The 17,580-nt window shown below is 69.4% G+C and carries 18 protein-coding genes; 1 reads left to right on the forward strand and 17 read right to left on the reverse strand.

Going from position 1 to position 17,580, the window contains the following annotated elements; translation table 11 throughout:
• Window positions 1-17 precede the first annotated feature (17 nt).
• A complete protein-coding gene (locus BG418_RS22360; protein ID WP_188275734.1) occupies window positions 18-1,871 on the forward strand; it encodes a glycoside hydrolase family 18 chitinase in 1,854 nt (617 codons plus the stop codon).
• A gap of 209 nt (window positions 1,872-2,080) precedes the next feature.
• Here BG418_RS22360 and BG418_RS22365 read toward each other — a convergent pair whose 3' ends face one another.
• The 17 genes from BG418_RS22365 to rpmE form a co-directional block, all read right to left on the reverse strand.
• Window positions 2,081-2,527 carry a DUF2550 domain-containing protein gene (locus BG418_RS22365; protein ID WP_188275735.1) on the reverse strand — a complete coding sequence of 149 codons (447 nt, stop codon included), beginning with the start codon at window positions 2,525-2,527 and terminating at the stop codon, window positions 2,081-2,083.
• A gap of 138 nt (window positions 2,528-2,665) precedes the next feature.
• Window positions 2,666-3,040 (reverse strand): F0F1 ATP synthase subunit epsilon, encoded by a 375-nt coding sequence (locus BG418_RS22370; protein ID WP_188275736.1) that lies wholly within the window; start codon window positions 3,038-3,040, stop codon window positions 2,666-2,668.
• A gap of 129 nt (window positions 3,041-3,169) precedes the next feature.
• Window positions 3,170-4,612 (reverse strand): F0F1 ATP synthase subunit beta, encoded by a 1,443-nt coding sequence (atpD, locus tag BG418_RS22375; RefSeq protein WP_188275737.1) that lies wholly within the window; start codon window positions 4,610-4,612, stop codon window positions 3,170-3,172.
• Window positions 4,612-5,529: a F0F1 ATP synthase subunit gamma gene (locus BG418_RS22380; protein WP_188275738.1), complete on the reverse strand. Its 918-nt coding sequence runs from the start codon at window positions 5,527-5,529 to the stop codon at window positions 4,612-4,614. The genes atpD and BG418_RS22380 overlap by 1 nt, the downstream gene beginning before the upstream one ends.
• A gap of 20 nt (window positions 5,530-5,549) precedes the next feature.
• Window positions 5,550-7,142 (reverse strand): F0F1 ATP synthase subunit alpha, encoded by a 1,593-nt coding sequence (gene atpA / locus BG418_RS22385; RefSeq protein ID WP_188275739.1) that lies wholly within the window; start codon window positions 7,140-7,142, stop codon window positions 5,550-5,552.
• A 142-nt stretch (window positions 7,143-7,284) separates the two neighbouring features.
• Complete coding sequence (locus tag BG418_RS22390) at window positions 7,285-8,100, reverse strand: F0F1 ATP synthase subunit delta (protein ID WP_188275740.1); 816 nt, start codon at window positions 8,098-8,100, stop codon at window positions 7,285-7,287.
• Entirely contained in the window at window positions 8,097-8,642 is a 546-nt protein-coding gene (locus BG418_RS22395; protein WP_188275741.1) for a F0F1 ATP synthase subunit B, read from the reverse strand. Before BG418_RS22395 ends, BG418_RS22390 begins: the two co-directional genes overlap by 4 nt.
• A gap of 52 nt (window positions 8,643-8,694) precedes the next feature.
• Entirely contained in the window at window positions 8,695-8,931 is a 237-nt protein-coding gene (gene atpE / locus BG418_RS22400; protein ID WP_188275742.1) for an ATP synthase F0 subunit C, read from the reverse strand.
• A gap of 77 nt (window positions 8,932-9,008) precedes the next feature.
• Window positions 9,009-9,848 (reverse strand): F0F1 ATP synthase subunit A, encoded by an 840-nt coding sequence (gene atpB / locus BG418_RS22405; RefSeq protein ID WP_188275779.1) that lies wholly within the window; start codon window positions 9,846-9,848, stop codon window positions 9,009-9,011.
• A 210-nt stretch (window positions 9,849-10,058) separates the two neighbouring features.
• Window positions 10,059-10,493: a hypothetical protein gene (locus tag BG418_RS22410; protein WP_188275743.1), complete on the reverse strand. Its 435-nt coding sequence runs from the start codon at window positions 10,491-10,493 to the stop codon at window positions 10,059-10,061.
• Window positions 10,494-10,756: 263 nt separating this feature from the next.
• A complete protein-coding gene (locus tag BG418_RS22415; RefSeq protein WP_317453722.1) occupies window positions 10,757-12,091 on the reverse strand; it encodes an MraY family glycosyltransferase in 1,335 nt (444 codons plus the stop codon).
• A 105-nt stretch (window positions 12,092-12,196) separates the two neighbouring features.
• On the reverse strand, window positions 12,197-13,471 hold the full coding sequence (glyA, locus tag BG418_RS22420; RefSeq protein WP_188275744.1) for a serine hydroxymethyltransferase: 1,275 nt from the start codon (window positions 13,469-13,471) through the stop codon (window positions 12,197-12,199).
• 270 nt (window positions 13,472-13,741) lie between these two features.
• On the reverse strand, window positions 13,742-14,392 hold the full coding sequence (locus tag BG418_RS22425; RefSeq protein ID WP_188275745.1) for a protein-tyrosine-phosphatase: 651 nt from the start codon (window positions 14,390-14,392) through the stop codon (window positions 13,742-13,744).
• Window positions 14,389-15,036, reverse strand: coding sequence for an L-threonylcarbamoyladenylate synthase (locus tag BG418_RS22430; protein ID WP_188275746.1), 648 nt, complete (start codon window positions 15,034-15,036; stop codon window positions 14,389-14,391). The genes BG418_RS22425 and BG418_RS22430 overlap by 4 nt, the downstream gene beginning before the upstream one ends.
• Before the next feature lie 56 nt (window positions 15,037-15,092).
• Entirely contained in the window at window positions 15,093-15,974 is an 882-nt protein-coding gene (prmC, locus tag BG418_RS22435; protein WP_188275747.1) for a peptide chain release factor N(5)-glutamine methyltransferase, read from the reverse strand.
• Window positions 15,975-16,047: 73 nt separating this feature from the next.
• Window positions 16,048-17,127 carry a peptide chain release factor 1 gene (gene prfA, locus BG418_RS22440; RefSeq protein ID WP_188275748.1) on the reverse strand — a complete coding sequence of 360 codons (1,080 nt, stop codon included), beginning with the start codon at window positions 17,125-17,127 and terminating at the stop codon, window positions 16,048-16,050.
• 102 nt (window positions 17,128-17,229) lie between these two features.
• The gene (rpmE, locus tag BG418_RS22445; protein ID WP_188275749.1) at window positions 17,230-17,451 is read right to left on the reverse strand and encodes a 50S ribosomal protein L31; all 222 of its coding nucleotides are present in this window, start codon (window positions 17,449-17,451) and stop codon (window positions 17,230-17,232) included.
• Window positions 17,452-17,580: the final 129 nt, after the last annotated feature.

Here is a 17,580-nt window from a genome sequence, read left to right on the forward strand (position 1 = left end):
CACTCAGGGAGTCTCCCTTGAGCACTGCACCACGCCTGCGCACCCGCTTGAGATCGAGAGCGACCGCGGCCCTGACCGCGCTGGCACTCCCCCTGGCCGCACTCGTCGGCCTGGCCGCCGCGTCCCCCGCCGAGGCCGCCGCCTCGGCCTCCGCCACCTACGCCAAGACCCAGGACTGGGGCTCCGGCTTCGGCGCCCAGTGGACCGTCAAGAACACCGGCACCACGACGCTCACCTCCTGGACCGTGGAGTGGGACTACCCCTCCGGTACGTCCGTCACCTCGTTCTGGGACGCGGACGTCACCCACACCGCCGACCACTGGACCGCCAAGAACAAGTCGTACAACGGCACGCTCGCCCCCGGCGCCAGCGTCACCTTCGGCTTCAACGGCGCGGGCTCCGGTGCCCCGTCGGGCTGCAAGCTCAACGGCGGCTCCTGTGACGGGAGTTCGACCCCGCCCGGCGACAACCCGCCCTCCGCGCCCGGCACCCCGACCGCGAGCAACGTCACCGACACCTCGCTGAGCCTGTCGTGGAGCGCGGCCACCGACGACAAGGGCGTCAAGAACTACGACGTCTACCGCGGCTCGACGAAGATCGCGACGGTCACCGGCACGACGTACGCCGACTCCGGCCTCACCGCCGGGACGACGTACACGTACAGCGTGACCGCGCGCGACAGCGCCGACCAGATGGGGCCCTCCTCCGGCTCGCTCACCGTCACCACCACGGGCGGTGGCGGCACCCCGAACCCGGGCTCCACCGTCAAGCTCGGCTACTTCACCGACTGGGGCATCTACCAGCGCAACTACCAGGTGAAGAACATCGTCACCTCGGGCTCGGCGGCGAAGCTCACCCACATCAACTACGCGTTCGGGAACGTCACCAACGGCCAGTGCGCCATCGGTGACGCGTACGCCGACTACCAGAAGACGTACGACGCCTCCTCCAGCGTCGACGGCACCGCCGACACCTGGGACCAGCCGGTCGCGGGCAACATCAACCAGCTGCGCGAGCTGAAGAAGAAGTACCCGAACCTCAAGGTGCTGTGGTCGTTCGGCGGCTGGACCTGGTCGGGCGGCTTCGGCGCCGCGGCGGCCAACCCGGCCGCGTTCGCCGACTCCTGCTACTCCCTGGTCAAGGACCCGCGCTGGGCCGACGTCTTCGACGGCATCGACATCGACTGGGAGTACCCGAACGCGTGCGGCCTGTCCTGCGACACCAGTGGTCAGGCGTCGCTGAAGAACCTGCTGGCGGCGCTGCGGGCCAAGTTCGGCTCCTCGGCGCTGGTGACGGCCGCCGTCACCGCCGACGGCTCGGCCAACGGCAAGATGGACCAGGCGGACTACGCCGGGGCGGCACAGTACGTCGACTGGTACAACGTGATGACGTACGACTTCTTCGGTGCGTGGGACGCGAAGGGGCCGACGGCTCCGCACTCGCCGCTCACCTCGTACGCCGGCATCCCGATCGCGGGCTTCAACACGGACGCGGCGATCCAGAAGTACAAGGTCAAGGGGATCCCCGCGGCCAAACTGAACCTGGGGATCGGCTTCTACGGCCGCGGCTGGACGGGCGTCACCCAGGACGCCCCCGGCGGCACGGCGACGGGCCCGGCGCCCGGCACGTACGAGCAGGGCATCGAGGACTACAAGGTCCTCAAGACCGCGTGCCCCACGACCGGAACGATCGCCGGCACGGCGTACGCCCACTGCGGCACCAACTGGTGGAGCTACGACACCCCGTCGACGATCGCGGGGAAGATGTCCTACGTGAAGAACCAGGGCCTCAAGGGCGCGTTCTTCTGGGAGTTCAGCGGCGACACGCCTGGCGGCGAGCTGGTGTCGGCGATCGACGCGGGCTTGCGATAGCAGGCCCGACCACGCTCCCGGGCAGGCGGCCCGTCCCCGCTTGCCCGGGTACCCCTCAGGGGCGCGGGGAACTGCGCGACAAGCCACAGACGGCCTGCGGCCAAAGGAACAGTTTTCGCCTGCGGACCGTGCTGGGCTGATCGCGCAGTTCCCCGCGCCCCTATGGGGCTCCGCAGGATTTCGGGAAGGGGCGGGGTGGGGGCTAATCCCTAAGCCACGTTCACCCGTTGGCCGGGCGGCGCCGCCTCCAGCCATGCCAGGAACCCCGTCAGCGCGTCCTCGCTCATCGCGAGTTCGAGGCGCACGCCACGGTGCGTACAGCCGAGCACGATCGCGTCGGACAGGAGCGCCAGCTCCTCCTCGCCCGCGGGCTTGCGCCGGGCGACCACCTCGATGGCGGAGCGCTCAAGAAGACGGCGGGGCCGAGGCGCGTACGAGAAGACGCGGTACCACTCGATACGGTCGCCGCTGTAGCGGGCCACCCCGTACACCCAGCCCTTGCCCCCGGGGTCGCCCCCCTCCGGCACGTTCCAGCGGAGACTGCAGTCGAAGGTCCCGCCGGAACGCTGGATCAGGCGTCGGCGCAGACCGAAGACGAAGAGTCCCACCAGTACCAGCGCGACAACCACGCCGCCCACAAGCAGAACGAGGGTCATCTCCACCGACCTCCTCGCTCCATTCGGGGCCGGGGGATCACCCCGGTCTCACTGTGCCTGCATCGCCTCAGCCGCGGCCGGGTGTGGAAAATTCCAGACCCGTGACCGCGGCTGAGGGCAAAACTGTTCGGCGGGGCGCTAGCGCACCGACACCGTACGCAGCCGGACCTCGGCGCGCCGCTCGGCGACGGCGTCCTCGGCCGACTTGGCGCTCTCCAGCGCGCGCTCGGCACGCTGGACGTCGATCTCGTCCGCGAGCTCCGCGATCTCCGCGAGCAGAGAGAGCTTGTTGTCCGCGAACGAGATGAACCCGCCGTGCACAGCGGCGACGACGGTGCTGCCCTCGCTCGTACGGATGGTCACCGGGCCGGACTCCAGCACTCCGAGGAGCGGCTGGTGACCGGGCATGACGCCGATGTCGCCGGACGCGGTGCGCGCGACGACCAGGGTGGCCTCGCCGGACCAGACACTACGGTCCGCGGCGACGAGCTCGACGTGCAGCTCAGCAGCCAAGGTGGGCTCCTCGGGTCACCACCCGGCGGTTACTGCCGGGTGTTGGGTCAAAGTCTAGTAGGCGTGAGGAGAGGGGCGGGACCGGCCCGCCCCTCTCCACCGAAACGCGACTCTTACGAGTCAGGCGATTCAGGAGACGCCCAGCTCCTTGGCGTTGGCCTTCAGGTCCTCGATGCCACCGCACATGAAGAACGCCTGCTCGGGGAAGTGGTCGTACTCACCGTCGCAGATCGAGTTGAACGCGGCGATCGACTCGTCGAGCGGCACGTCCGAGCCGTCCACGCCGGTGAACTGCTTGGCGACGTGGGTGTTCTGGGACAGGAAGCGCTCGACGCGACGGGCGCGGTGGACAACGAGCTTGTCCTCTTCGCCCAGCTCGTCGATACCGAGGATCGCGATGATGTCCTGGAGGTCCTTGTACTTCTGCAGGATCCCCTTGACGCGCATCGCGGCGTTGTAGTGGTCCGCCGCGATGTACCGCGGGTCCAGGATGCGGGACGTGGAGTCCAGCGGGTCCACGGCCGGGTAGATGCCCTTCTCGGAGATCGGACGGGAGAGAACCGTCGTCGCGTCGAGGTGGGCGAACGTGGTGGCCGGGGCCGGGTCGGTCAGGTCGTCCGCGGGGACGTAGATCGCCTGCATCGAGGTGATCGAGTGACCACGGGTCGAGGTGATGCGCTCCTGGAGGAGACCCATCTCGTCGGCCAGGTTCGGCTGGTAGCCCACCGCGGAGGGCATACGGCCGAGCAGGGTCGACACCTCGGAACCCGCCTGGGTGTACCGGAAGATGTTGTCGATGAAGAAGAGGACGTCCTGCTTCTGGACGTCACGGAAGTACTCCGCCATCGTCAGACCGGCCAGGGCGACCCGAAGACGCGTGCCCGGGGGCTCGTCCATCTGGCCGAAGACCAGCGCGGTCTTGTCGATGACGCCGGAGTCCGTCATCTCCTCGATGAGGTCGTTGCCCTCACGGGTACGCTCACCGACGCCCGCGAACACCGACACACCGTCGTGGTTGTTGGCGACACGGTAGATCATCTCCTGGATGAGCACCGTCTTGCCGACGCCGGCGCCGCCGAAGAGGCCGATCTTTCCACCCTTGACGTACGGGGTGAGAAGGTCGATGACCTTGACGCCGGTCTCGAACATCTCCGTCTTCGACTCGAGCTGGTCGAAGTTCGGGGCCTTGCGGTGGATCGGCCAGCGCTCGGTGACCTCGACCGTGGACGGGTCCACGTTCAGGATCTCGCCGAGGGTGTTGAACACCTTGCCCTTGGTGACGTCGCCGACCGGAACGGTGATGCCGTTGCCGGTGTCGACGACCGGGGCCTGGCGGACCAGACCGTCGGTGGGCTGCATCGAGATGGTGCGGACCAGGCCGTCACCCAGGTGCTGGGCCACTTCCAGGGTCAGCGTCTTGAGCTTGCCGTCCTCGGCCGGGTCGGCCACCTCGACGTGCAGCGCGTTGTAGATCTCCGGCATGGCGTCGACGGGGAACTCCACGTCGACGACCGGGCCGATGACCCGGGCGACGCGGCCCGTGGCAACGGCCGTCTCAACTGTCGTCGTCATTACTTGTCACTCCCCGCGGTCGCGTCGGCCAGGGCGCTCGCGCCACCGACGATCTCGCTGATTTCCTGGGTGATTTCGGCCTGGCGGGCCGCGTTGGCAAGCCGGGAGAGGCTCTTGATGAGCTCCCCGGCGTTGTCGGTCGCCGACTTCATCGCGCGGCGGCGGGCGGCGTGCTCGGAAGCCGCGGCCTGCAGCAGCGCGTTGTAGATACGGCTCTCGACGTAGCGCGGCAGCAGGGCGTCGAGGACGTCCTCCGCCGACGGCTCGAAGTCGAACAGCGGAAGGATCTCGCCCTTCTTGCCGCTCTCCTCCTCGACCTGGTCCAGCGACAGCGGCAGCATCCGGTTGTCCACCGGCGTCTGCGTCATCATCGACACGAACTCCGTGAAGACGATGTGCAGCTCGTCCACGCCACCCTCGGCCGTGTCCGTCTGGACGGCCTCGATGAGGGGGGCGGCCACCTGCTTGGCGTCCGCGTACGTCGGGCTGTCGGTGAAGCCGGTCCACGCGTCCGCGACCTTGCGCTCACGGAATGCGTAGTAGGCGACACCCTTGCGGCCGACGATGTACGTGTCGACCTCCTTGCCCTCGCCGCGCAGCCGCGCGGTGAGCTGCTCCGCCGCCTTGATGGCGTTGGAGGAGTAGCCGCCGGCCAGACCGCGGTCGCTCGTGACGAGCAGGACCGCGGCCCGGACCGGGGACTCGGCCTCGGTGGTGAGCGGGTGCTTGGTGGTCGAACCGTTCGCCACCGCGGTCACCGCGCGGGTGAGCTCGGTCGCGTACGGCTTGGAGGCGGCCACCTTGCGCTGCGCCTTGACGATGCGCGAGGCGGCGATCATCTCCATCGCCTTGGTGATCTTCTTGGTCGCGGTGACGGATCGGATGCGACGCTTGTAGACCCGGAGCTGCGCTCCCATGAGTCAGGTCCCTTCCGTCGTCACTTGCTGGTGGAGACCGGCGCGTCGTCGCCCAGGAGCTTGCCGTCCGAGGTCTCGAACTGGCGCTTGAAGGCAGCGATGGCGTCGGCGATCGACTGCAGCGTGTCGTCCGACATCTTGGCGCCCTCGGCGATCGAGGTGAGGAGCTCCTTGCGCTCGCGGCGCAGGTACTCCAGCAGCTCGGCCTCGAAGCGGCGGATGTCCTCGACCGGGACGTCGTCCATCTTGCCGGTGGTACCGGCCCAGACGGAGACGACCTGCTCCTCGACCGGCATCGGCTGGTACTGGCCCTGCTTCAGCAGCTCGACCATGCGCTTACCGCGCTCCAGCGACGCCTTGGAGGCCGCGTCCAGGTCGGAACCGAAGGCGGCGAACGCCTCCAGCTCGCGGTACTGGGCGAGGTCCACACGCAGTCGGCCGGACACCTGGCGCATCGCCTTGTGCTGGGCCGAGCCACCGACACGGGAGACCGAGATACCGACGTTCAGGGCCGGACGCTGGCCGGCGTTGAACAGGTCGGACTCCAGGAAGCACTGGCCGTCGGTGATGGAGATGACGTTGGTCGGGATGAACGCCGACACGTCGTTCGCCTTGGTCTCGACGATCGGGAGGCCCGTCATCGAACCGGCACCCATGTCGTCGGAGAGCTTGGCGCAGCGCTCCAGCAGACGCGAGTGCAAGTAGAAGACGTCGCCCGGGTAGGCCTCGCGGCCCGGCGGACGGCGCAGCAGCAGCGACACGGCGCGGTAGGCGTCGGCCTGCTTCGACAGGTCGTCGAAGATGATCAGGACGTGCTTGCCCTGGTACATCCAGTGCTGACCGATGGCCGAACCGGTGTACGGCGCAAGGTACTTGAAGCCGGCCGGGTCGGACGCCGGGGCGGCGACGATGGTCGTGTACTCCAGCGCGCCGGCCTCTTCCAGGGCACCGCGCACCGAGGCGATGGTGGAGCCCTTCTGGCCGATGGCGACGTAGATGCAGCGGACCTGCTTCTTCGGGTCGCCCGTGCGCCAGTTGTCGCGCTGGTTGATGATCGTGTCGACGGCCAGCGCGGTCTTGCCGGTCTGACGGTCGCCGATGATCAGCTGACGCTGGCCGCGGCCGATCGGCACCATCGCGTCGACGGCCTTGTAGCCGGTCTGCATCGGCTCGTGGACCGACTTGCGGACCATGACGCCCGGGGCCTGCAGCTCAAGGGCGCGGCGGCCGTCGGTCTCGATCTCGCCGAGGCCGTCGATCGGGTTGCCGAGCGGGTCGACGACGCGACCCAGGTAGCCCTCGCCGACGGCGACGGACAGGACCTCGCCGGTACGGGTGACCGGCTGGCCCTCTTCGATGCCGCTGAACTCGCCGAGGACGATCGCACCGATCTCGCGCTCCTCGAGGTTGAGGGCGAGACCGAGGGTGCCGTCCTCGAACTTCAGCAGCTCGTTGGCCATCGCCGAGGGAAGGCCCTCGACCTTGGCAATGCCGTCGCCGGCAAGGCTGACCGTACCGACCTCCTCGCGCGAGGCCGCGTCCGGCTTGTACGACTGGACAAAGGTCTCCAGCGCGTCCCGGATCTCCTCCGGCCGGATCGTGAGCTCCGCCATCTGGGTTCCCTGCTCTCCTTGTTGGGCCCGAAGTTTCTTTGGGGGTCTGGGGGCCGACCCCCAGGAATCTTCTGCAATCTCTGCACGGCCCAACCGGGCCGCTGGTGATGCTTTGTTGAGTTGGTGACGCTGCCGGAGCAGGTCAGCCGGCCAGCCGCCGGCTCGCCTCGTCGAGACGCTCCGCGACGGTCCCGTCGATGAGCTCGTCACCGACCCGCACCGAGATCCCGCCGAGGACCGTCGGGTCCACGTCCAGGTTCAGGTGCATCTGGCGGCCGTACACCTTCGCCAGAGCCGCACCGAGGCGCTGCTTCTGGGCGTCGGTCAGCGGCACCGCCGAGGTGACGACCGCGACCATGCGGTCCCGGCGCGCCGCGGCGAGCTTGGAAAGGGACTCGAGGCCCGCTTCCAGGCTACGTCCACGGGGCTGGGTCACAAGCCGCGTGACGATCCGCTCGGTGGCCGCGTTCGCCTTGCCGCCCAGCAGGCTGCGCAGCAGCTCGCCCTTGGCGGACGAGGCGGCGGCGCGGTTGGTCAGGGCGGACCGCAGCTCGGGGTTCGAGGTGACGATCCGGCCGAACCGGAACAGCTCGTCCTCGACGTCGTCCAGCGCGCCGGACTTCTGCGCGGCGGTGAGGTCGGCGGTGTTCGCCAGCTCCTCCAGCGCGTCCACCAGGTCGCGCGAACGCGACCAGCGGGAGCGGACCATGCCGCTCACCAGGTCGGCGCTCTCGCCGCCGACCTGGCCGCCGAGGATGCGTCCGGCCAGCTCGGCCTTGGCCTCGCCGGCCTGCGCCGGGTCGGTCAGGACCCGACGCAGCGACACCTCGCGGTCGAGCAGCGCGGTGACGGCGGCCAGCTCACCGGCGAGCTTCGCCGCGTCGACGGACGTGTTGTCCATCAGCGCGTCGAGTCGCTCGCGCGCGGCAGCCAGTGCCTCGCGGCTCGCTCCGTTCATCGCGTGGCCTCGGCCTTCGCCGCGCTGTCCTCAAGACCCTCGAGGAAGCGGTCGATGGTGCGGCTCTGTCGGGCGTGGTCCTCGAGGGACTCGCCGACGAGCTTGCCGGCCAGGTCGGTGGCGAGCTTGCCCACGTCCTGACGGAGCGCGTGCGCGGCGGCCTTGCGGTCCGCCTCGATCTGGGCGTGACCGGCAGCGATGATCTCCTCACGCTGCCGCTGGCCTTCCGCCCTCATCTCCTGGATGAGCGCGGTGCCCTGCTCGGTCGCCTCCTGGCGCAGGCGGGCAGCCTCGTGGCGGGCCTCGGCGAGCTGGGCCTTGTACTGCTCCAGCACGCTCTGAGCCTCGGTCTGCGCGGCCTCGGCCTTCTCGATACCGCCCTCGATGGCCTCGCGACGCTCGTCCAGAACCTTGTTGATGTTCGGGAGGAGCTTCTTGGCGAGGAAGCCGAAGACGATGACGAAGGCGATCAGGCCGATGACCAGCTCAGGCCACGGCGGAACGAGGGGGTTTTCCTTGCCCTCGGCCGCCAGCTGAACCATGGTGAGGTTCACATCAGTGCCTTTCGTCGGATCGGTCTAGTCGTCGTTCGTCTTAGTAGACGAACGGCATGACGAGGCCGATGAGGGCCAGCGCCTCACAGAACGCGAAACCGAGGATCTGGTTGGCGCGGATCAGGCCGGCCGCCTCGGGCTGACGGGCCATGGCCTGGGTGCCGTTACCGAAGATGATGCCGACGCCGACGCCGGGGCCGATCGCGGCAAGGCCGTAACCGACGGAGCTGAGGGAGCCGGTGACGCCATCGGAAGCAGCAGCGAGGATCTGGGACATGCCAGTTCTTCCTTCTCTTTCACGGACCGGTGGGGGTTGGCCACCGGACGACTGGGGGGTTTTGAGGGGGCGGGCGGTCAGTGGTGCTCGGCGACGGCGCCCTGGATGAAGCTGCAGGCCAGAAGCACGAACACGTACGCCTGGACGGCCTGGATGAAGAGCTCGAAGCCGGTCATCACGACGACCATCACGAACGACACACCCGAGTAGGCGATACCGATGCCGTTGAGCATGTACCAGCTGGCGATCGTGAAGAGCAGCAGCAGGGTGTGACCGGCGAACATGTTCGCGAACAGTCGCACCGCGTGGGTGAAGGGGCGCACGATCACGTTCGAGAAGAACTCGATGACCATGACCATCGGCAGCACCGCGCCGAGCGACTTGTCGTAACCCGTGAGGTTCTTGAAGCCGCCGATGAAGCCGTGGCGCTTAAAGGTGAGGCTCATCCAGACGACGTAGACGATCCCCGCGAGAGCCGCCGGGTACGCGATGATCGACGTCACCGGGAACTGCGCGACCGGAACGATCGACCACAGGTTCATCATCCAGACGAAGAAGAACAGCGAGACCATGAGGGGAACCCACTTCTCGCCCTCCTTCTTGCCGATCGTCTCGTAGACGATGCCGCGGCGTACGAAGTCGTAGCCCGCCTCGGCGACCATCTGGAGCTTGCCGGGGACGACCTTCGGCTTGCGGAAGGCGGCCCAGAAGAAGCCGAGGATGATGACCGAACCCAGCAGGGCGAGCAGCATCGGCTTGTTGAAATAAACGCCGTTGCCGTCCGCGTCGCCCCAGAGAGGCTTGAACAGGAACGAGTGCAGGCCCGGACCCTCGAAGCCACCGCAGTCCTGGAACAGGTGGCAACTGGTGTCGAAAGCGAGCTGCGTCGGGTCAGCACTCACCGCGGGCTCCTTCAGCGTGGCGCATAGGTACGGCAACCTCGTTGTGTCGGCGCGGCGCGCAGCCGCGGTTCGGCACTGGACTGGTGTTACGGATGATGGGGCGGCGGTCGGGCATCGAGCCTCGCGATCGAGCAGGCGTCAGCTCAGATGCCCGCGTCCGCAGTGCCGCAGTTGGCACCGGACGATAGCAGGGTCTCGAACTCGCATTTATCCCGCCCCTACCCTTCACGACGAAGACCCGGACTTCTCGGGCTTGTGGCCCTCCGAATCCGGCTCCACGTAAAGGATCTTGGCCTTCATGTGCGCACGCGCCTGCATGCCGATCCAGACGAGGGTCAGCGCGACGAGCGTGGCGGCGAATGCCTTGGGGTTGAACAGCGTCGTGTTCTTGAAGACCGCGACGAAGATGAAGAGCAGCAACAGCTGAGCCGTGTACAGCATCAGTCCCATGCCCTGGAACAGATGCGGCAGGTTCCGCGCCGTACGTTGCAGGACGATGAGCCCGATCCCCATGAAAGCGATGACCACGACCGTCGCGATGGCGGCGCCGATGGCCCCCTTGCCGCCCGCGACCACGGAGCTGATCACGACGGCGAGCGCGCCGGCGGCAGCGGTGGGTACGGCGGTCTGAAGGAGGGTGCGGGCGTCGTTGGACGGCATGGCGGCAGCTCCGCTTACTGGTGGGGGCAGGGTGTCGTCATGGACGAGCGTAGGCCCCGGCCGAGGTGTGATCCCTCGGGCCAATGGGCCGTCGCACTACGGTCCTTCGGCTCTGTTGCCGGGTCTCGTGAACCGTATCACAAACTATTTGATGAGGTCTTTACCATGGTGATGTGCTGCCCGTCACACATGAGAGTGAACATGCGCGCATGTGCAAAACGGGCGGCGACTTGTCTGGTATTGGGACCCGGTGCGGCAATTCGTCAGCGTGACGCACTCGTCTTCCGTCGGTCGGGGAAGCGCGAACGGGGGCCGACGGCGGTCGCTCCGTTGACGCCGGAGACACCCGCGCCGACCGGCGTGCGCTCCTCTTCCGTCCCGTCCCACTCCTGCGCACCACCGGCCCCGGCCGAGGCGGCGGCGAGCCGCGTACGGCGCCGGTAGCGCGGCGGGACGAACGCCTCCGCCCAACGCGGCGCGCGCGGCGTGAAGCGCGGCAGCAGGAGCAGCACCAGACCCACCGCGCTCAGCGCGACGATCAGGAACACGATCCACATCGACGCCGAGTGCACCGAGTACGCCACCGCGCCGAAGGACAGCAGCGCCGACCAGAAGTACATGATCAGCACGGCCCGGCTGTGCGAGTGGCCGATCTCCAGCAGGCGGTGGTGCAGATGCCCGCGGTCGGCCGCGAACGGCGACTGGCCCTTCCACGTGCGGCGCACGATCGCGAGCACCAGGTCGGTCATCGGCAGCGCGATGATCGTCAGCGGCAGCAGCAGCGGGATGAAGACCGGCAGCATCGCGTGGGTGGCCGCGCGCTCGCCGCCGACGAACAGGTTCATCGAGTCCGGGTCGACCTGCCCGGTGATCGAGATCGCGCCCGCCGCGAGCACCAGGCCGATCAGCATCGAGCCGGAGTCGCCCATGAAGATCCGCGCGGGGTGCATGTTGTGCGGCAGGAAGCCCAGGCACATGCCCATCAGGATGGCCGCGAAGAGGGTGGCCGGGGCCGCGGCCTCGATGCCGTATCCGAACCAGATCCGGTACGCGTAGATGAAGAACGCCGCCGAGGCGATGCAGACCGTGCCGGCGGCGAGGCCGTCGAGGCCGTCCACGAAGTTCACCGCGTTGATGGTGATGACCACCAGGGCGACCGTGAGCAGGGTCGACTGCCAGGAGGTCAGCGAGACCGTGCCGATGCCGGGAATGGGCAGCCACAGGATCGTCAGACCCTGCACGACCATCACACCCGCCGCGATCATCTGGCCGCCGAGCTTGATCAGCGCGTCGATCTCGAACTTGTCGTCGAGGACGCCGATGATCCAGATCAGGGCGGCGCCGGAGAGCAGCGCGCGCGGCTCGTTGGACCGCTCGAAGACGCCGTTGAGGCTGTCGAGGTGGTCGGCGACGAGCAGACCCGCGCACAGGCCGCCGAACATGGCGATACCGCCGAGCCGCGGCGTCGGCTCCCGGTGCACGTCGCGGGCACGGATCTCCGGCATCGCACCGGTCGCGATGGCGAACTTCCGCACCGGCCCGGTCAGCAGGTAGGTCACCGCGGCCGTGACGCACAACGTCAGCAGGTATTCACGCACGGGCTGCCCCAGAGGTATCGCTGGCCATCTCAGCCCCACACACTAGCTTCGCGACCACATGGTTGAGGACATGCGGGTACACGAGATGGTTGCAGTCAACCCCGTCTAGTGCGCGTAAGGAGGGAACCTTTCGGCCAGTTCGCGCACTTCGGCACGGATGTCGGGGTCCTCTCCCAGCGCCGCCGAGAACAGCACCGCGATCCTCGCCATCTCCGCCTCGCCCATCCCCTGGGTGGTCACGGCGGCCGTGCCGAGCCGGATGCCGCGGGCGTCGTCGTACGGCAGGGCGCAGGTGTCAAGCACGATCCCGGTGCCCGCGAGCCGGCCCCGGGCGCTGCGGCCGTCGGTGCCCAGCGGTGCCGGGTCGGCCAGGATCAGATGGGTGTCGGTGCCGCCGGTGACCAGCGAGAACCCCTCGGCGGCGAGCCCGGCCGCGAGCACGCGCGCGTTGGCGACCACCTGATGGGCGTACCCGCTGAACGCGGGCGTCGCCGCCTCGCCGAACGCGACCGCCTTCGCCGCGATGGTGTGCATCTGGGCGCCGCCCTGGGTGAACGGGAAGACCGCCCGGTCGATACGGGCCGCCAGCTGCTCGCCGCACAGCAGCATCCCGCCGCGCGGGCCGCGCAGCACCTTGTGGGTGGTCGCGCAGACGACGTCCGCGTACGGGACGGGGTTGGGCGCCGCTCCCCCGGCCACTAGACCCATGGGGTGCGCGGCGTCCGCGATCAGATACGCCCCCACCGCGTCGGCGACCTCGCGGAAGGCCGCGTAGTCGATGTGGCGCGGGTAGCAGATCGAGCCGCAGACGATCGCTTTGGGGCGGTGGCGCTCGGCCAGTTCGGCGACCTCGGCGTAGTCGATGATCCCGGTCTCCGGGTCGACGCCGTAGCCCACGAAGTCGAACCACCGCCCGGAGAAGTTGGCGGGCGAGCCGTGCGTGAGGTGTCCGCCGTACGGGAGCCCCATCGCGAGGACGGTGTCGCCCGGCCGCAGGAGCGCCGCGTAGGCCGCGAGCACGGCCGAACTGCCGCTGTGCGGCTGGACGTTGGCGTGCTCGGCCCCGAAGAGCGCCTTGGCCCGGTCCACCGCGATCCGCTCGGCCACGTCGACGACCTCGCAGCCGCCGTGGTGGCGCGCGCCCGGGTAGCCCTCGGCGTACTTGTTGCTGAGCCGGGAGCCGAGCGCCGCGAGGACGGCGGGCGAGGTGAAGTTCTCGGCGGCGATGAGCTGGAGGGACGCGCCCTGGCGGGCCTCCTCGGCGAGCAGCACCTCGGCGATCTCGGGGTCCTGGCGCCGCAGAGCGTCGAGCGCCCCCTCGGGGGCCTTGTCGGGGGCTTTCCCGCGGGCGGCGGATACGGCTGCGGTGGTGACCGTCATCGGGGTCTCCGGGCCTGGCAGGGGGCGTGGGGGCGTCAGATCCAATGTAGGCCGCCGCGTGCGCCCGCGCCCGGCGGATTCACGTCACCCCTGCGCGCGCCGGGCGCGGGCGATGCCCCGCACAACCCGCCTGGCGCCGCCTGCGGGCCTTTCGGTACGCGACCGGTACGCCGGGGCCGGCACGGGGCCGATAGCCCGTCAGAGCGGCGCAGGGCCCGCGCCCGCGACAGTGCGGCGCGGGGACGCCCGTAAACAGCGCGTGGACGCCCGTCAGTGCGGCGCCGGCACACCCGTGAGCGCCGTGACCACCGGCTCAAGGGCCGTGTTGATCTCGTCGCCGATCGAGCGGAAGAACGTGATCGGGGCGCCGTACGGGTCGTTGACCTCGTCCGCCTCGGCGCTGGGGGCCAGCAGCCAGCCGCGCAGGGCGGCGGCCGCGCGCACCAGGGCGCGGGCGCGCTCGACCATGCCGTCCTGGTCCGGGTCGGGCAGCGTCGCCGGGTCTATGGCGCGCACCAGGCGGGTGAACTCCTTGAGCGTGAAGGTGCGCAGCCCCGCCGAGTGGCCCATCGAGATGACCTGGGCGCGGTGGTCCCGGGTGGCGGTGAGGACCAGGTCCGCGGTGATGACGTGCTCGTCGAGCAGCTCGCGTCCGGTGAAGCCGGAGGCGTCCGCGCCGAAGTCGGCGAGGACCGCCGCCGCGTTGGCCTCCATCGGGGCGCCCTCGTGGCCCCAGGTGCCCGCGGACTCCACGATCAGACCCCCGGTGTACGGGTCGCCGAGGCGGTCGCACAGGGCATGCCGCGTCAGCCGCTCGGTGATGGGCGAGCGGCACACGTTGCCGGTGCTGACGTGGAGGATGCGGAAGGTGGTGCCGGTGATCCCGGTGCCTATGCCACGCCCCGTCTCAGGGGCTGTCAATTCGCCACCTCAAGGTCGGGTACCACCTTGCGCAGCTCGTCGGCGTCGAGCGCGCCCGCGCGCAGCAGTACCGGGACCTTGCCCGTGACGTCCACGATCGACGACGGGACGATGCCCGGGGTCGGGCCGCCGTCCAGGTAGACCGAGACGGAGTCGCCCAGCATCTCCTGCGCGGCGTCGCAGTCCTCGGGCGAGGGGTGCCCGGTGAGGTTGGCTGAGGACACGGCCATCGGGCCGACCTCGGTCAGCAGCTCGATGGCGACCGGGTGCAGCGGCATCCGGATCGCGACCGTGCCCCGGGTGTCGCCGAGGTCCCACTGCAGCGACGGCTGGTGGCGGGCGACCAGGGTGAGGGCACCCGGCCAGAACGCGTCCACGAGCTCCCACGCCTGCTCGGAGAAGTCCGTGACCAGGCCGTGCAGCGTGTTCGGGGACCCGATGAGCACAGGGGTGGGCATGTTGCGGCCGCGCCCCTTGGCGTCCAGCAGGCCGGCGACGGCCTCGGAGCTGAACGCGTCGGCGCCGATGCCGTACACGGTGTCCGTCGGGAGGACGACGAGTTCGCCGCGGCGCACTGCGGAGGCGGCCTCGCGCAGACCGGTCGTGCGGTCGGTCGCGTCGTTGCAGTCGTATCGCCGAGCCATTTAACGGGCCTCCTCGTACACGTACGCGGTCTTGAAGCAGGTAAGGGTCAGGATGGTCACGGCAGGGCCTTGCGGGCCGTGGCGAAGCGCGGGCGGTTGTTCAGGTCGGGGTGGTCGGCCGCGTCCGCCCAGCCGGCCTCCTCGTTGAAGATCCACGGAACCTGGCCGCCCTGGGTGTCGGCGTGCTCGATGACGACGAGCCCGCCGGGCCGCAGGAGACGGTGCGCGGTGCGCTCGATGCCGCGGATGGTGTCGAGGCCGTCCTCGCCGGAGAAGAGGGCGAGTTCGGGATCGTGGTCCCGGGCCTCGGGGGCGACGTACTCCCACTCGGTGAGCGGGATGTACGGCGGGTTGGAGATGACCAGGTCGACCTGGCCGTCGAGCTCGGGCAGCGCGGTCAACGCGTCGCCCTGGTGCAGCACGACGCGCGAGCCCTCGACGTTCTTGCGGGTCCAGTTGAGCGCGTCCTCGGACAGTTCCACGGCGTGCACCCGCGAGCGGGGCACCTCCTGGGCCATGGCGAGCGCGATCGCGCCGGAGCCGGTGCACAGGTCGACGATGAGCGGCTCGACCACGTCCATGGCGCGCACGGCGTCTATGGCCCAGCCGACGACCGACTCGGTCTCGGGACGGGGCACGAAGACGCCGGGGCCGACCTGGAGTTCCAGATAGCGGAAGAACGCGCGGCCGGTGATGTGCTGGAGCGGCTCGCGCGCCTCGCGCCGGGCGACCGCCTCCCAGTAACGGGCGTCGAAGTCGGCGTCCTTGACGAGGTGCAGCTCGCCCCGCTTCACCCCGTGGATGTGCGCGGCGAGCTCTTCCGCGTCGAACCGCGGTGAGGGCACGCCGGCGTCGGCCAGCCGCTGGGTGGCCTGCGCCACCTCCGCGAGCAGCACACTGCGGGGGCCTGGGGTTCGCCCCCCAGAATGTTGCGGCACGCTGGTCCTCCGGGCTGCAATGGGCCTCCCCTTGCTCAACGAGCCCGGGGAAGTACGGGGTGTCTTACGGGTGTCAGCTCGCCGCGGCGAGCTTGGCGGCGGAGTCGGCGTCGACGCACGCCTGGATCATCGCGTCCAGATCGCCGTCGAGCACCTGGTCCAAGTTGTACGCCTTGAAGCCCACGCGGTGGTCCGAGATGCGGTTCTCGGGGAAGTTGTACGTGCGGATCTTCTCGGAGCGGTCCACGGTACGCACCTGGCTGCGCCGGGCGTCGGCGGCCTCCGCCTCGGCCTTCTCCTGGGCGGCGGCGAGCAGCCGGGAGCGCAGGATGCGCATGGCCTGCTCCTTGTTCTGGAGCTGGCTCTTCTCGTTCTGGCAGGAGGCGACCACACCGGTCGGGACGTGCGTGATGCGCACGGCCGAGTCGGTCGTGTTGACGGACTGGCCGCCGGGGCCCGACGAGCGGTAGACGTCGATGCGCAGATCGTTCATGTTGATCTCGACCTCGACCTCCTCGGCCTCGGGCGTGACCAGCACACCGGCGGCGGAGGTGTGGATGCGGCCCTGCGACTCGGTGGCGGGCACGCGCTGCACGCGGTGCACCCCGCCCTCGTACTTCAGCCGCGCCCAGACGCCCTGGCCGGGCTCGGTGGCGCCGTTGCCGCCCTTGGTCTTCACGGAGACCTGGACGTCCTTGTAGCCGCCCAGCTCGGACTCGGTGGCGTCGATGATCTCGGTCTTCCAGCCGATCCGCTCGGCGTACCGCAGATACATGCGCAGCAGGTCGCCGGCGAACAGGGCCGACTCGTCGCCGCCCGCGCCCGCCTTGATCTCCAGGAGCACGTCCTTGTCGTCGCTGGGGTCGCGCGGGACCAGGAGAAGGCGCAGCTTCTCGGTCAGCTCGTCGCGCTGCTTGTCCAGCTCCTTGACCTCGGCCGCGAAGTCGGGGTCGTCGGCCGCGAACTCCTTGGCCGTCTCGATGTCCTCGCCGGTCTGCTTCCAGGAGCGGTACGTGGCGACGATCGGCGTCAGCTCGGCGTAGCGCTTGTTGAGCTTGCGCGCGTTCGCCTGGTCCGCGTGGACCGACGGGTCGGCGAGCTTCTTCTCCAGATCGGCGTGCTCGCCGATCAGTTCCTCGACCGCCTCGAACATCGGGGGCTCCTGGTTCAGTGAAAAATGTGGCTGCGACAGACGGCAAAGCGCCGGTCCCGGCCACCCCGCGCGGGGGCAGCCGAAGACCGGCGCAGTGGCTCGCTACTTGGCGGAGCCGGCAGCCTTGCCGAAGCGGGCCTCGAAGCGGGCCACACGGCCACCGGTGTCGAGGATCTTCTGCTTGCCCGTGTAGAACGGGTGGCACTCGGAGCAGACCTCGGCACGGATGGTGCCCTCGGCGAGGGTGCTACGGGTGGTGAACGACGCGCCACAGGTGCAGCTGACCTGCGTCTCGACGTACTCGGGGTGGATGTCGCGCTTCAAGGGTGTCTCCTAGTTCATGGAGGGCTCCGGGTCGTCCGCGCGGGGATGCGCGCACGTGAACCGGGGCCGACGTACCAGTCTGCCAGGACTGGCCGTATCTCCCAAAACGGGGGTCGGCCCCGTTCTATT

Origin of the sequence: Streptomyces sp. CBMA152, from assembly GCF_014596475.1 — a bacterium.
Taxonomy (GTDB): Bacteria; Actinomycetota; Actinomycetes; order Streptomycetales; family Streptomycetaceae; genus Streptomyces.

Coding starts and splice junctions, on each gene's coding strand:
- BG418_RS22365 (WP_188275735.1), bottom strand. CDS start 2,527: ATGACCCTCGTTCTGCTTGTGGGCGGCGTGGTTGTCGCGCTGGTACTG.
- atpD (WP_188275737.1), bottom strand. CDS start 4,612: ATGACGACGACAGTTGAGACGGCCGTTGCCACGGGCCGCGTCGCCCGG.
- BG418_RS22380 (WP_188275738.1), bottom strand. CDS start 5,529: ATGGGAGCGCAGCTCCGGGTCTACAAGCGTCGCATCCGATCCGTCACC.
- atpA (WP_188275739.1), bottom strand. CDS start 7,142: ATGGCGGAGCTCACGATCCGGCCGGAGGAGATCCGGGACGCGCTGGAG.
- BG418_RS22390 (WP_188275740.1), bottom strand. CDS start 8,100: ATGAACGGAGCGAGCCGCGAGGCACTGGCTGCCGCGCGCGAGCGACTC.
- BG418_RS22395 (WP_188275741.1), bottom strand. CDS start 8,642: ATGGTTCAGCTGGCGGCCGAGGGCAAGGAAAACCCCCTCGTTCCGCCG.
- atpE (WP_188275742.1), bottom strand. CDS start 8,931: ATGTCCCAGATCCTCGCTGCTGCTTCCGATGGCGTCACCGGCTCCCTC.
- BG418_RS22410 (WP_188275743.1), bottom strand. CDS start 10,493: ATGCCGTCCAACGACGCCCGCACCCTCCTTCAGACCGCCGTACCCACC.
- glyA (WP_188275744.1), bottom strand. CDS start 13,471: ATGACGGTCACCACCGCAGCCGTATCCGCCGCCCGCGGGAAAGCCCCC.
- BG418_RS22430 (WP_188275746.1), bottom strand. CDS start 15,036: ATGGCTCGGCGATACGACTGCAACGACGCGACCGACCGCACGACCGGT.
- prfA (WP_188275748.1), bottom strand. CDS start 17,127: ATGTTCGAGGCGGTCGAGGAACTGATCGGCGAGCACGCCGATCTGGAG.